We start from the raw sequence: 13253 nt of genomic DNA, 5'->3' as shown, positions 1-13253 counted from the left end.
CGCATGGCGGGCTCGGGCCGGGTGCTTGTGGCGCACCGCACCGGTCTGCCATCCCTCGGGGCGTCGACGGGGAGACGCCCGAACCCCACAGCCACACCGGCGGCATCGCTGACGCCCGCGCGACGCGCAACCTCGCCGCGGCTCCCCACGACGGCGTCCTCGGACCGGCCCGTGTCGCCTAGAACCTACCCGGCCGTGGATCCGCCGCATGATCCGCTTCGTCTTGGTGTTCACGCCCACATGGCTTCAGTCAGTCATCAGACCAGGCCGGCCCAGCCGCTCGCGCCGCCTCATGGAGCTGCCGTACGTCGAGCTCTGCGGTGCTCTCCGGAACGCCCCGCTCCTCCCATACACACCGGAGCCGGAAACCCTGGACATCGGACGAGAACGACACCCACCACTTGAACTCATAGGTGCTGATTCCATGCGGCTCCCCGTAGCCGCCGCCTCCGCCGCCCGCGAAGTTCGGCTCTACGGACTTCCAGTCTCCGGTGGCGTCGCGGATGTCGGTTCCGAACTCGAAGTTACCCGGCTGGAGCAGGTGCGGCATCTTGAAGGCGAGATTGGGCGACTCGCCATCTTCGAACCGTGTTTTGATGAAGAGCTGGAATGTGACGGCACGCGGGTAGGCACATACACTGTTGACCGCAACGACCAAATCACGGCGCCGAGCCAGGATCCTGTCTTGACCCGGCACCGTGACCGGCACTGCGGCGAATCGCGCAGGATTAGCCTCGTCGTAAGTCACATTCGGTAACTATACGCGCACGCGTTCCCGACACTGGCCGATTCGCAGTTCGGGGCGGGGAACCACCGGCCTCTCGGGTTCTCCGGCACCGGTCCGCCCGCCGCGCCGCCGTGCCGTCATCCGCCGGGTCGGAGATAAGCTCGCACCGTGCCGATCTACCACATCGCCTTCCCAGCCGACTGGGACGCGGCCAAGTCTGCGGGCTCTTACACGTTCTCCTCCAAGGGCCGCACGCTGGCCGAGGAAGGGTTCATCCACGCCAGCCAGGCGTCGCAGGTCGCCTGGGTGGCGAACCGCTTCTACAGCGAGGACGACGGCTTGATCCTCCTCGTCATCGACCCCGACCGGCTGGTCTCCAAGGTGCGCTACGAGCCGGCGCCGGGCGTGGACCTGCCGTTCCCGCACATCTACGGGCCGATCAACCCCGACGCGGTGACGGGCGTGCTGCCGCTCGAGCGCGGGCCGGACGGGAAGTTCCAGTTCGCCGCGTGACTACGGGAGATCTGGGCCGGGTCGAGCGGATCGGGAACACGGTGCACCGGCCCGCGGCGCCGTGGACGCCGGCGGTTCACGACCTGCTGCGCCACTTGGAGTCGGTCGGCTACGAACGCTCACCGCGCGTGCTCGGCTTCGATGAGCTGGGCCGGGAGGTGTTGACCTGGATCGAGGGCGAGTCAGGGCCAGATGGCTGGGCCAAAGTCGTCGATGACAGAGGGCTGATCTCGTTCGCGCACATGCTGCGCGACTATCACGACGCCGTCGCCGGCTACCGTCCCGCCGCGACGACTCAGTGGTCTTCCAAGGCTGGCGGCGTCGCGGACGGCGAGGTCGTCTGCCACGGCGACTTCGGGCCGTGGAACGCGGTGTGGGACGGCCTGCGGCCGATCGGCCTCATCGACTGGGACCACGCCCGGCCGGCGCCGCGCCTGCACGACGTCGCCTACGCACTCGAATACACCGCCCCGTTCCGCGACGACGCCACGTGCCTACGCTGGCTGCGCTACCCGGAGCCGCCAGACCGCAGGCGCCGGCTCGAAGTCTTCGCCACCGCGTATGGCCTGACCGACACTACGGGCTTGGTCGACGCCGTCATCGAGGTTCAGGAGAACGACGTCGGCGCCGTCGCCCGGCTGGCCGAGCAGGGCCACGAACCCCAGGCGACCTGGGTCGCGGAGGGCCATCTGGACGAACTGCGCGAGCGGGTCGCCTGGAGCCGGGCGAACCGGCATCTGATCGACTACTGCGAATGATGATCGGCTGAATGCTCGTGGGTGTGGTGGCCTGTCGGGTCGTGGTGGTCGTCGTGCTGGGGGCGGCCGCTTCGCGTCGCCCGTCTCGTCTGACCACCCGCCCACCCGTTGCGTTGGTGGGGCGGCCTGCGGTTTCAAGATCACGCCTCCGGCTCGGGCCCTTCCCTCGGAGAGAGATGCCGGGGTCTGTGGGGTGCTGGCGTTGGCAGGGCGGGCTGTTGTTCGGGATGGTCGGGTACCGGGGGCGTGCTCTCTCCTTGGCCGGTCCCCGGAGGCAATCAGGAACCTGCCGGGAGGTCAAGCGGCGGTGACTTCCACTGATGGTCGATTCTGCATGGCGCCGCTTGACCTCCCGACAGAACCCTGATCGGGCTTCGCCTGCCCGACCGAGGAGAGAGCCCACCCCCTGAGGGGCGGGTGCGAGCTGCGCTCGGGCCGGATCCCGCCTCGTGGCCCGGCCGCGCTCGATCCGGAAGAATCCTGCATCACCGTTCCAGACCGCCCTCTTCTTCTCTACTTCTTCAACGCCGGGGAACGCGCCCGAGTGCCCGAAATCTCCAGGATTTTTACTTTTCCGGCAAACACCGGATAGGCAGCTTTTGTCGGTGGTGGCGTCTAGCATGGAGACGTAGGGGGTTGTCGGGGCCTGTGGCGGGAGGGTGGTGGACGAGGTGGCCGGGCAGATGACGTCAGGGGCGTGGCCGAAAGCGATGCAGGAATTCCCCTCTGCGTGCGACCGAGCCACGCGATCGTGCGCGTTGCGTGAGCTCCGGGTGGATCGGACCGGGGCGATGCAGAATCCTTCCGCATCGAACGCGACCGGGCCACGGGCTCGGACTCGGCCCGAGCGCAGCGCACACCAATCCCCCAGGGGGTGGGCTCTCTCCTCGGTCGGGCAGGCGAAGCCCGATCAGGGTTCTGCCGGGAGGTCAAGCGGCGCCCTGCACAATCCACCACGAACCAGAGCCACCGCCGCTTGACCTCCCGGCAGGTTCCTGATTGCCTCCGGGGACCGACCGAGGAGAGAGCACACACCCGACACCCGACCACCCCCAACCCCAACCCGCCCCACCACGCCAGCACCCACACAGCCCCGGCACTCTCTCCGAGAGAAGGGCCCGCGCCGGAGGCGAGATCTTGAAACCCCAGTGGACCCCCGGCAGTCTCGTAGACACTCAGAGCCACTAAGGTGGCTGGTCTACGGAGGTTGATCAGTGGGAGCAGCGCGAAAGAAGTACACGGCCGAGTACAAGTCCCAGGCGGTCGAGCTCGTCATCAGCTCGGGTAAGCCGGTCGCGGAGATCGCCCGCGACCTCGGCATCCATGAAGCCACCCTGGGCAACTGGGTCAATCTCGCCAAGAAGAACGGCACCGTCGTCGAGAAGCCCGTCACCGCCGATGAGCGCGCCCGGCTGCGGGAGCTCGAGGACGAGGTGCGCAAGCTGCGCATGGAAAGAGATTTCCTAAAAAAAGCAGCGGCGTGGTTTGCCAGCCAGAACCAGTGAGGTTCGCCTTCATCTCCTCCATCGTCGAGGACCAGGATGAATCAGGCATACCGCGCCGAGACCGCTACCCGATCGAGCTGATGTGCCGCATCCTGGCGGTCTCCCGATCCGGATATTACGCCTGGTCAAACCGGCAAGAGTCGGCACACACCCAGCGCGACGCCGAGCTGACCGCCGAGATCGTGAAGATAGACCAGGACCACGAGGGCCGCTACGGGATCGACCGCATCCACGCCGAACTGGCCAAGGCGGGCCACGCCACCTCGCAGCGCCGGGTCCGCCGCCTGGCACGGGCCGCCGGCCTGCGCTGCGTACATCCGGCCGCCAGACGCAAGAACACCACCATGCAGGACCCTGCGAACAACCGCGGCCTGCTCGACCTGGTCGAACGCGACTTCTTCCCCGACGCGCCGAACGAGATCTGGTACGGCGACGTCACCTACATCTGGACCCTGGCCGGCTGGGCGTACCTGGCGACAGTGATCGACGGGTTCTCCCGCCAGGTGATCGGATGGGCCGTGGCCGACCACATGCGCGAGGAACTCGTCCTGGACGCGCTGCGCATGGCGATCGCCCGCCGCCGACCAGCACAGGGCCAGACCGTGATGCACACCGACCGAGGCAGCGTCTACACCGGACGCGCATTCCGCGACCTGTGCCTCGACCACGGCATGCTGCCCTCGGTCGGCAACACCGGAATCTGCTTCGATAACGCCGCCGCCGAGTCGTTCAACGCGCTCTACAAGAAGGAACTCATACATCTGTCGATCTGGAGCGAGCTGAAGCAGGTCCGTGCGGCCACCTTCGAGTACATCGAGACCTACTACAACCGCACACGGATCCAGCGCCAGCTCGGATACCTGAGCCCATCTCAATACGAGTCAATTTTTGACAACAAGCTTGCATTAGCAGCATAATACTTACTGTCTACGAAACTGCACGGCGTCCACAGCCCACCCCACCAACGCAACGGGTGGGCGTGCCCCTATGTCTTCCGTCAAGTCTGGGCTGCTCGCTGTAACGGGCATGTGGGTGGGTGTTGCTCGGGTTATGTGGTGGCGGTGTGGGGCGTGTAGAGCGTGGCGTTGCGGAGCATGGCGTGGAGGACGTTGATGCGTCTGCGGGCGAGGCGGATGATTGCTTGGGTGTGGGTTTTGCCTGCGGCGCGGTGTTTGTCGTAGTAGGCGCGGGAGTCGGGGTCGGCCAGGGCGGCGAAGGCGGAGAGGAACATGGCGCGTTTGAGCTGCCGGTTTCCGCGTCTGGGTGCGTGTTCGCCGCGGATGGAGCTGCCGGAGGACTTGGTGACCGGGGCAAGTCCTGCGTAGGAGGCGAGGTGGTCGGCGGTGGGGAAGGTGGCGGCGTCGCCGACGGTGGTCAGGATGGTCGCGGCGGTCCTGATCCCGATGCCGGGCATCGAGGTCAGGAGCGGGGAAAGAGGGTGGGCCTCCAGCAGGGCACTGAGCTGTCCCTCGAGCGTGCGGCGTTGGGCGAGGATCTCGGTCAGCTGGCGGGCGAGGGAGGGGATGACGAGGGCTGCGGCCCGGGTGCCGGGCACCACGACCGTCTGTTCTGCGAGGGCCTCGGCGATCTCCTCGGCCAGGCGCTCGGCCAGGCGCGGGGCCAGGGGTTTCAGGAGTTTGACGATGCGTCGGGTGCCGGCCTCGGCGAGCAGTTCAGGGGAGCCGTACCGGGCGAGTAGCGCGAGGACGGCCTGGTGCTGGATGCGTGGGCCCAGGACGCGTTCGAGGGAGGGGTGGATCTGGGTGAGCAGGCCGCGCAGCCGATTGGAGGTGCGGGTCGACTCGCCCGCGAGGTCCTGGTCGAACCCGACGAGCATGGCCAGTTCCGCCTCGGTCTCATCGAGCACGGTCAGGGTGCGCAGCGCCCTGGGTGCGGTGCGGGCGACGTCGGCGATCACGGCGGCGTCGCGGGCGTCGGTCTTGGCCTCGCCCTCGTAGAGGTCCGCGGCGCGGCGCATGGCCAGGCCGGGCAGGTAGGCGACCTGGCAGCCGACGTCGCGGGCGACGCTCAGCGGCAGCGCGCCGATGTTCGCGGGCTGATCGACGATCACCAGGACGGTGGCGAACTTCGCGATCAGCTTCTCGAACAGGGCGCGCAGTTTCGGTTCGGTGTTCGGCAGGCGCTTGTCGTAGACGGTCTTGCCGGCCGGGGTCAGCCCGTGGGCGTGGTGCTCGCCCTTGCCCACGTCCAGGCCGAGGAAGACCCCGATACCGCTGGTGTCGTACACGCTCGCCGCCTTCTACTTCGCATGGCCCTGGCCTCGACCATCGCACCGCAGCCGGCAACCACGTTACACAGGCCGCCCCGAGAAAACGCCCGGCGTTGCGCCGGGCACGGGATGCGGACCAGGCCCCTTATCAGCGGTCAGGCAGTGCTCCAAAACCCGGCGGCAACACGCCCAAGGCCATAGACACGGCAGGGTGGCAGAGCCATACCGGGCCCGGAGGCCAGGCGCCCCCCATTGCGGGGACACGTAAAAGGTAACGGGTGGTCCGACAAACAGGGCGACGCGAAGCGACCGCCCACACCCCGACACTTCAGGCCACCACACCCACGAGCACTCACGATCATCAATTCGCGTTAGCGGTCATCGCGGCGCCACGAAAGCGCGTATTGCGATACAACGACGAGGTGAATGAACCGCAGAGCGAGCTGGAACGGATCGTCGCGCGTCTGTTGCCCGAGATCGTCGCGGAGCAGCTCGCGGCTTTGAACCCGCAGCCGGTGTGGGACGCCGTGCCGGGTCGGCCGGCCATCACCGCGAAGCCGGCCGCGCACCACGACCGGGTTCCGGACTGGTATCGCGAGGCCGGGGCTGCGGCGGCCGAATATGCCAGCGAGCTCACCGGTGTCGAGTTCGACCCCGAAGCACGCGAGGTGACCTCGGAGATGCGCCACTTCCACCGGACCGCGGTTGACGCCCGGGACCAGGCGATGCAGATCCTCGGCGACGCCGGACGCCGCGACAAGTCGAAGGACGTGTACGCGGCGATCGGGCGCGGACGGGAGGCACTGATCCGGCTGGGCGCGTTGCGCGCGGGCCGGCCGGTCCCGCTGAGGCTGTTCACGCCGGACGAGCTGACCGGGGCGCCGGACACATCGCAGAGCCCACATACCGGCAGGCGCTTCCACTGGAAGGGGACCGGCTCGTCGGAGTTCCTCTTCGACCGCCCGCATCCCGGCGAACCGGCGCTGGTGGCGGTCACGAACTCGCGCGCCGGAATGGAGCTGCGGCACATGCGGCGGACCGAGGACACCATCGCGCAGCTGGCCCTCAACTTCGTCGGGGCGGAGCAGCTGCAGGTCGTGGTGGTCGGCACTTCCGTCACGCATCTCAAATGCGACCCGATGTTCAGGGACGTGTCGTGGACGGTGCACGTGATCGATCCTCGACGACTGCCCGCCCTGACGGACAAGGCCTCCGGCTCCAAGAGCGCGATCTACCGCTACGACGGCGGACGGCGCAAGGTCGTCCTGCAGTCGCTCGCCGACATCACGGCGACGCTCTATCCGCCGGACCTGAAGCCGCAGGAGCTCGCGTCCTTCCGGGGCGAGACCCGCGCCACGATCGACCTGCCGGCCTCGCCCGGCGTCTTGAAGATCACGACCACTGATCGGTGGTCGATCGATCCCGCGCCGAAGGACCGGAAGCGCTGAGTGGCGGATGTCGGCGGGGCCGGCGGTCCACCGGCCGCCGGCCCCGCCGCTCCCCCACCCTTCATCAGAGCTCGTTGCCCCAGAAGTACCGCGCTGTCATCTCGACGAGCTGGAGCTTCGCGTGCTGCTGGGCTTCGGTCACGAACGCGGGCGCGGCGGCGAAACTGCCGTTGGTCGAGATGGCGATGTCGTCGACGTCGATGGTCGCGGATGCCTTGTCGATGCGGTCGACCAGCTCGTCGACGTCTTCGACTGCTTCGTCCGCCACGTCCACCACGCCGAGCGAGACGACCGTGCCGGGTTCGAGCAGCTCCAGCGGGAAGCGCGACGCCTCGTCCTGCGGGTACTCGACGCACAGCCGCGTGTAGGGCTGCCGGTCGAGGAACGCCGTGGTGGCCGCCAGGTCGTAACCGGACGCGGCGCCCGCGCCCGCGGCTCCGGCGGCGGTCAGGTCCAGGCCGACGCGGAAGTTCTCCGGCGTCCGCGCCTCCAAGCCGTCGATCACCGCGGCGTCGGCGGCGAGCATCGCGTCGAGTAGTTCGTCCGCGTCCACGCCGGCCGCCTGGGCCTGCTCGCGGCCGTGCTTGGTCAGCAGGATCCCGGCCAGCGGGTTCTGCAGCAGCACGTACGCAATGCCCTGCTGCGCGACCTGCGCGATCTCGTCTCGGATGATCGCGGCGAGCGCCGCGGCCACTTCCGCTCCGGCGGCCGGACCCGCACCGCCGTCGCGGCTCAAAGCCAGCACGTAGCCGGGCGACGGAAGAGCCAGCATCAGGGAACGATCGATCGAGCCGGCCAGGAATGCGGCCTCGTTCTCGACCAGCCGTCCCCGCGCCGTCGGCAGAGCAACCAGAGTCCTGATTTCAGGGACCAGATTCTCGCCGAGCAGGCGCGCGATCGGGCCTGGTGCGGCGGTCTCGAAGGCGAAGCCGTCTACCTGGTCGTATACCGGCGAGAGGCTGTTGCGGCGGCGGAACTGGCCGTCGCCCAGCGCGGACAGTCCGAGCCGGCGCTGAGCGCGCAGTGCCTCGCGGATGGCCTGGTCCTCGGCCTCGCGCAGCTCCGGCTCGCCCAGCTCGCCGCGGGCGTGCGCGGCACGGGCCTCGACCAGGGCCGGCGGCACGACCAGGCCGGCGTGGTGGTCGATGTGGTACTTGAAGTCGTCAGCCATGGTTTTCGCCCTTCTTAGCGCCGGCCCAGGCCGGGAAGTCCAGGTCGAAGCCCGCCTCCGCGACCACGGCGCGGGCGATCTCCTCGTCCTCCTCGGGGCTGCCGCCGGAGATGCCGAGGCCGCCGAGGATCGCGCCGTCGCGCTTGAGCGTGTAGCCGCCGCCGGTGGCCACGATCGGCTGGTGGCCCATCCGGCCTACCTGGCCGAAGAACACCGGGTCGCTGTTCGACCAGTTCTTGAGCATGATCGTCGGACGCTGCATCACCGCGGCCGAGTAGGCCTTGGCCAGCGCGATGCTCGGGGTCATCGGGCGCGCGCCGTCCATCCGCTCGATCGCGACGGTGTAGCCGCCGTAGTCGACCACTGCGACGCTGAAAGCCTTGCCCAGCGCGAGCGCGCGCTGCTGCGCGGCCGTGATCAGGGCACTGGCTTCGCCGAGGCTGGGACTGCTCATGAGGTCACCGTTCCGGGGTAGACATGCCGAAGGAAGCGCTCGAGGGCCGCGTTGAACAGCTCCGGCGCCTCCCAGTACATCGAGTGCGGGGCGTCCGGGACCAGTTCGAGCACTGATCCGCTCACCCGCTTGGCCGCAGCGCGCACGGTGTCGGCGCGCAGCACCGCGTCGAGCTCGCCGGCCAGGAAGCAGATAGGCAGGCCGGCCTCGAGCACCGCCTGCACGCTCGGGCCGTCGGCGTTGAGGTTGCGCAGGTCGGCCATCGTCGCCGTGTTGAAGGTGCCCATCTGCCGGAACAGGAAGGTCTTGGCCGGGTCGGTGGCGCGGAAGGCGGGGGTGAGCAGCCGGTCGAGCACCGGGAGCTTCTCCGCCTCGGCCCGGTCGGCGCGCACCAGCGCGGCGAGTTCGTCGTCGGAGATACCGCCGAGGGAGTGGCCGAGCACGACGCCCGCGGACCGCTCAGGCGAGCGCAGCGCGGCCTTGAGCGCGGCGGCGGCACCGATCGACTGACCGACCAGCACGGCCTTGTCCACCCCGGACGCCTCGAGCACGGCAAGGATGTCGTCCGGGAAGACGCGGCTGTCGAACTCGTCCATGCCGGAGTCGGACCGGCCGAATCCGCGCAGGTCGAGGGTGATGACGGTGTACCGGTCGGCGAGCGCGGGCACCTGCTGCCACCAGGCCGCGTGATGCCCGCCGGAGCCGTGCACGAACAGGACGGCCGGGCCGGCGCCGTGCTGCTCGTAGTAGATCCGGGTGCCGTCCTGGGACGTGGCGAACGGCATGTCAGTTCCCTTCGCCCGCGGCGGCCAGGGCGGCCCGCGCTTCGTCGGCCGAGTCGGGCGCGTCGGCGGGGGCCGCGGACGCGGCGGCAGCGGGCGCGCCGGGCCCGCCGGGCCGCTTGCCGTGCCAGACCAGCTCGATCATGGTGTGGTCCGGGTCGTGGATGTAGCAGAACTTGGAGTTGTTCTCCGGGCGCTCGATCGGACGGGTGTGGCGTACTCCCAGAGCCTTGAGATGCTCGAGGAACCCGTCCCAGTCCTCGACCTCGATGGCGAAGTGGTACGGCGACATCCGGTCCATCTCCTCGACCGGCGTGAAGTGCAGGTCGAAGTCGCCGCGGGTCATCAGCACGACCTTGGTGTTGCTCTTGGGCGTGATGGCCTTGAGCCCGAACACCTCGGAGTACCACTTCTTGGTGCGCTCGGGATCGGTCGTCGGGAAGTTCACGTGGTGGATATAGGCGGGTCGGTTACTGCTCACGGGGTTCCTCCGTCACGGGGTTGGCGAGGGTGCCGAGGCCGGTGATGGAGATGGCAAGCGTGCTGCCCACGGGCATCTCCAGCATGGCGTCGGTGCCCATCCACAGCACGTCTCCCGCGCGCAACGTGATGTAGCGGGAGATCTCCTGGATATAGGCGTAGGGGTCGAAGATCATGGCGCCGGTCGGGAAGGCCGCGACCTGCTCGCCGTCGACGGCGACCGTGGTGGTCACGCCCTCGGCCAGCGGGTCGGCGTCGGTCTCGATCCACGGGCCCATCGGCTTGAAGGTGTCGCTGTTCTTGGCCCGCCACAGCGTCCGGTCGGCGCGCTGCCACGCACGGGCACTGATATCGTTGCCGATACTCCAGCCGAACACGGCGTCGGCCGCCTCGTCCCGGCTCGCTCGGCGCAGGTCGCGGCCGATGACGGCGACGAGTTCCGCCTCACACTCGAACGGCCCGGTGCAGTCGGCCGGTTTCACGACCGCCGCGCAGTGCCCGATCAGCGCGCTCTGCGCTCGATATCCGACCTCGGGACGCTCCGGGGCCGGTGGGGCCGGTGCGGCCGCGGACGTGCGCGCGGCCGCGTGCGCGTTGTGCGCCCGGTAGTTGTAGCCGACGGCGTAGAACGTCGGCGGGACGACCGGCGGGAGGAAGACCGCGTCCACCGACGCGACGCGCACGCCGGTGCGCCGGTGGCCGGTGAACGGGTCGCCGTCGACGAGCGCGACGTGCTCGTCCTCGACGATCCCGGCCACCGCCCGGCCCTCGTGCCGGATCCTGCACCAGCGCATCAGCTCAACGCCAGCTTGTGCGAGACGCGCTTGGTCACCAGGTAGCCGTCGAGCCCTTCGGCGCCGCCCTCGCGCCCGTGGCCGGACTCCTTGAACCCGCCTGAGGGCGCCTGCGGGACCGAGCCGCCGCAGTGGTTGATCGACAGAATGCCGGCCTCGAAGCCGTGCACCAGCTTGTCGGCGACGGCGGCGCTGTCCGTGAATCCGTACGCCGCGAGTCCGTAAGGCAGGGCATTGGCACGCTGCAGAGCGTCATCGAGGTCCGTGAACGCAATGATCGGAGCGACCGGCCCGAACGGCTCCTCCTGCAGCAGTCGCGCGTCTTCGGGCACGTCCACGAGCACGGTCGGCGGGTAGAAGAACCCGGGGCCGTCCGGGATCTCGCCGCCGAGGAGCACGCGGGCGCCGCGCTTGCGGGCGTCCTCGACGAGTTCGTGCACTGCTTCGCGGCGGCGGGCGTTGGCCATCGGGCCCATGGACACGCCCGGCTCAAGCCCGTTGCCGACGCGCACGGCCTCACTCGCCGCGACGAACGCCTCGACGAAGGCCTCATACTTGCTCGCGTGCACGTAGAAGCGGCTCGGTGAGGTGCAGACCTGGCCGGTGTTGGCGTACTTGCCGCGGGCGCAGGCCTTCGCGGCGGCCACCGGATCGGCGTCCTCGCAGACCACCACCGGGGCGTGGCCGCCGAGCTCCATCGTGGTGGGCTTCATCACCGCCGCGGCCAGGCCGGCCAGGTGCTTGCCGACCGGGATCGAGCCGGTGAAGGCCACGTGCCGGATCACCGGCGAGGGGATCAGGTGGGCGGAGACCTCCGCCGGCACGCCGAACACGAGGTTGAGCACGCCCGCGGGCAGCCCGGCCTGCTGGAAGCACTCCGCCATCAGCACACTGCTGGCCGGCGTCTCCTCGGACGGCTTGATGACGATCGAGCAGCCCGCCGCCAGCGCCGCGGCGATCTTGCGCATCGGGCCGCCGGCCGGGAAGTTCCACGGCACGAACGCGGCCACCGGGCCGATCGGCACCCGCAGCACGCTGAGTTCCTCGCCGGGCGCGGACGGGATGATCCGGCCGTAGGCCCGCTTGGCCTCCTCGGCGTACCACTCGAGCTGGCCGGCCGCGCGGTGCGCCTCGCCGACGGACTCGCCGAGCGGCTTGCCCTCCTCGAGGGTCATCGCCCGGCCGATCTCCCCGGCCCGCGCGTGGATCAGCGCCGCGCTCTTGCGCAGCACGGCGGCGCGCTGATCGATCGGGGTGTCGCGCCAGGCCGGCCAGCCGCGCTCGGCCGCGGCCAGGGCGCGGTCGAGGTCCTCGGCCTCGGCCAGCGGCACGTGCCCGAGCACGGCGCCGGTGGCCGGGTCGAGCACCGGCTCGGTGCGCCCGCCGGCGCCGGCGCTCCACTCGCCGTCGATCAGGAGCCGCAGCTCGGGGTAGGACGGCGCGGCCGGGCCGGTGGTATCAGTGCTCTGTGTCATGGTGTTCGCCGTCCCGGTTCGTCTGGAGGGTCCACAGGTGGTGCGGCGGGGTCTGCTCGTGTACACGGGTGGGATAGGCCTCGTCCACCCGGTCCATGTCGGCGGCGTACTCGACCCGCCCGCCGCAGGGGGCGTGCAGGAAGCGGAAGACGTTGGAGCCGATGGTGTGCCGGCCCAGCTTCCGCGCCTCCCGCCAGCCGGATTCGATCATGTGGTTGGCGCCGTTGACCACCTCGTCGAACGAGGCGACCTCGTACGCGGTGTGGTTGACGCCGGCCCGGTCCGGCCGGTGGCACAGCAGCATGGTGTGCTGGTCCGAGTCGCCCGGGGCGCGCATGAACACGCCCATGGGCTTGACCACGTCGGTGGCGTGGAAGCCGAGCCGGTCGAGGTAGAGCCCGACCGCCCGCTCGCGGCCGTCCTTCGGGATGTTGAGCGCGACGTGGCACAGCCGCAGCGGCCGGACCCGGCCGGGCGGGTCCAGCGGCCGGTTGAGCCGGGTGACCGCGCCGTGGCTGTTGACGCCGGGCCGCTCGATCTCGGGTTCGACCGCGTCGGCGACGGCCAGGCCCAGGCCGTAACCGGTCTCGTCCAGCGTGTGCACGGAGCCGTCCTGGTCCACCCGCACCTCGCGGTCCTTCGCCAGCTCCGCGCGCAGCCGTTCGAGGTTCTCGGCGCTGTCCACGCCCCACACCACCTCGCGCAGGGTGTTGCCGGCCTCGAGCGGCGCGGGGAGGCCGGCGTCGGTGTCGGGGCGCAGCCGGATCTGCTGGCCGGTGGCGGTGGCCAGGCTCGCGCCGGACTCGTCGGCCGCGGCGAGTTCGAGGCCGAAGTCCTCGAAGAAGCGGGTGCACAGCGGTACGTCGTCGACCGCGTACACGACTCGCTCGATGCGGATGATGGTCACCTCGGCAAC

13 protein-coding genes and 1 pseudogene are annotated in these 13253 nt (G+C 69.7%); 5 read left to right on the top strand and 9 right to left on the bottom strand.

The window, feature by feature from the left end; genetic code table 11:
- Positions 1–250: 250 nt before the first annotated feature.
- Positions 251–748 (bottom strand): hypothetical protein, encoded by a 498-nt coding sequence (locus tag ACTRO_RS38550; RefSeq protein ID WP_157436686.1) that lies wholly within the window; start codon positions 746–748, stop codon positions 251–253.
- A gap of 147 nt (positions 749–895) precedes the next feature.
- Between ACTRO_RS38550 and ACTRO_RS38545 the strand changes: the two genes are divergently transcribed.
- The 4 genes from ACTRO_RS38545 to ACTRO_RS38530 all read left to right on the top strand — a co-directional run bounded on the left by ACTRO_RS38545 (position 896) and on the right by ACTRO_RS38530 (position 4420).
- The gene (locus tag ACTRO_RS38545; RefSeq protein ID WP_034271252.1) at positions 896–1240 is read left to right on the top strand and encodes a DUF952 domain-containing protein; all 345 of its coding nucleotides are present in this window, start codon (positions 896–898) and stop codon (positions 1238–1240) included.
- Complete coding sequence (locus ACTRO_RS38540) at positions 1237–1998, top strand: aminoglycoside phosphotransferase family protein (protein ID WP_034271250.1); 762 nt, start codon at positions 1237–1239, stop codon at positions 1996–1998. The genes ACTRO_RS38545 and ACTRO_RS38540 overlap by 4 nt, the downstream gene beginning before the upstream one ends.
- Positions 1999–3212: 1214 nt before the next feature.
- Positions 3213–3503 (top strand): transposase, encoded by a 291-nt coding sequence (locus tag ACTRO_RS49280; protein WP_034261878.1) that lies wholly within the window; start codon positions 3213–3215, stop codon positions 3501–3503.
- Positions 3500–4420: an IS3 family transposase gene (locus tag ACTRO_RS38530; RefSeq protein ID WP_211244118.1), complete on the top strand. Its 921-nt coding sequence runs from the start codon at positions 3500–3502 to the stop codon at positions 4418–4420. Before ACTRO_RS49280 ends, ACTRO_RS38530 begins: the two co-directional genes overlap by 4 nt.
- 131 nt (positions 4421–4551) lie before the next feature.
- Here ACTRO_RS38530 and ACTRO_RS38525 read toward each other — a convergent pair whose 3' ends face one another.
- Positions 4552–5751, bottom strand: coding sequence for an IS110 family RNA-guided transposase (locus ACTRO_RS38525; RefSeq protein WP_034263005.1), 1200 nt, complete (start codon positions 5749–5751; stop codon positions 4552–4554).
- A 404-nt stretch (positions 5752–6155) separates the two neighbouring features.
- On the opposite strand from ACTRO_RS38525, the gene ACTRO_RS38520 reads away from it, so the two are divergent.
- A complete protein-coding gene (locus ACTRO_RS38520; RefSeq protein WP_157436685.1) occupies positions 6156–7181 on the top strand; it encodes a hypothetical protein in 1026 nt (341 codons plus the stop codon).
- 64 nt (positions 7182–7245) lie between these two features.
- Here ACTRO_RS38520 and ACTRO_RS38515 read toward each other — a convergent pair whose 3' ends face one another.
- The 7 genes and pseudogenes from ACTRO_RS38515 to ACTRO_RS38485 form a co-directional block, all read right to left on the bottom strand.
- Positions 7246–8352, bottom strand: coding sequence for a uroporphyrinogen decarboxylase/cobalamine-independent methonine synthase family protein (locus ACTRO_RS38515; RefSeq protein ID WP_034271243.1), 1107 nt, complete (start codon positions 8350–8352; stop codon positions 7246–7248).
- Complete coding sequence (locus ACTRO_RS38510) at positions 8345–8806, bottom strand: GlcG/HbpS family heme-binding protein (RefSeq protein WP_034271240.1); 462 nt, start codon at positions 8804–8806, stop codon at positions 8345–8347. The genes ACTRO_RS38515 and ACTRO_RS38510 overlap by 8 nt, the downstream gene beginning before the upstream one ends.
- The gene (locus tag ACTRO_RS38505; protein ID WP_034271238.1) at positions 8803–9591 is read right to left on the bottom strand and encodes an alpha/beta fold hydrolase; all 789 of its coding nucleotides are present in this window, start codon (positions 9589–9591) and stop codon (positions 8803–8805) included. The genes ACTRO_RS38510 and ACTRO_RS38505 overlap by 4 nt, the downstream gene beginning before the upstream one ends.
- Positions 9592–9700: 109 nt before the next feature.
- A pseudogene (locus ACTRO_RS38500) lies at positions 9701–10069 on the bottom strand (VOC family protein); the annotation flags it as partial.
- On the bottom strand, positions 10059–10862 hold the full coding sequence (locus tag ACTRO_RS38495) for a fumarylacetoacetate hydrolase family protein (RefSeq protein WP_034271235.1): 804 nt from the start codon (positions 10860–10862) through the stop codon (positions 10059–10061). The gene ACTRO_RS38495 and the pseudogene ACTRO_RS38500, both read right to left, overlap by 11 nt.
- On the bottom strand, positions 10862–12337 hold the full coding sequence (locus ACTRO_RS38490) for an NAD-dependent succinate-semialdehyde dehydrogenase (protein ID WP_051452052.1): 1476 nt from the start codon (positions 12335–12337) through the stop codon (positions 10862–10864). The genes ACTRO_RS38495 and ACTRO_RS38490 overlap by 1 nt, the downstream gene beginning before the upstream one ends.
- Positions 12321–13244, bottom strand: a complete 924-nt coding sequence (locus ACTRO_RS38485; RefSeq protein ID WP_034271233.1) for a VOC family protein — start codon at positions 13242–13244, stop codon at positions 12321–12323. Before ACTRO_RS38485 ends, ACTRO_RS38490 begins: the two co-directional genes overlap by 17 nt.
- Between the last annotated feature and the right edge of the window lie 9 nt (positions 13245–13253).

Source organism: Actinospica robiniae DSM 44927 (assembly GCF_000504285.1).
GTDB lineage: Bacteria > Actinomycetota > Actinomycetes > Streptomycetales > Catenulisporaceae > Actinospica > Actinospica robiniae.
This window is presented reverse-complemented; position numbering and strand designations above follow the sequence as displayed.

Excerpts from the sequence above, each read along its gene's own strand:
- ACTRO_RS38515 (WP_034271243.1), bottom strand. The coding sequence starts at position 8,352 with ATGGCTGACGACTTCAAGTACCACATCGACCACCACGCCGGCCTGGTC.
- ACTRO_RS38510 (WP_034271240.1), bottom strand. The coding sequence starts at position 8,806 with ATGAGCAGTCCCAGCCTCGGCGAAGCCAGTGCCCTGATCACGGCCGCG.
- ACTRO_RS38505 (WP_034271238.1), bottom strand. The coding sequence starts at position 9,591 with ATGCCGTTCGCCACGTCCCAGGACGGCACCCGGATCTACTACGAGCAG.
- ACTRO_RS38495 (WP_034271235.1), bottom strand. The coding sequence starts at position 10,862 with ATGCGCTGGTGCAGGATCCGGCACGAGGGCCGGGCGGTGGCCGGGATC.
- ACTRO_RS38490 (WP_051452052.1), bottom strand. The coding sequence starts at position 12,337 with ATGACACAGAGCACTGATACCACCGGCCCGGCCGCGCCGTCCTACCCC.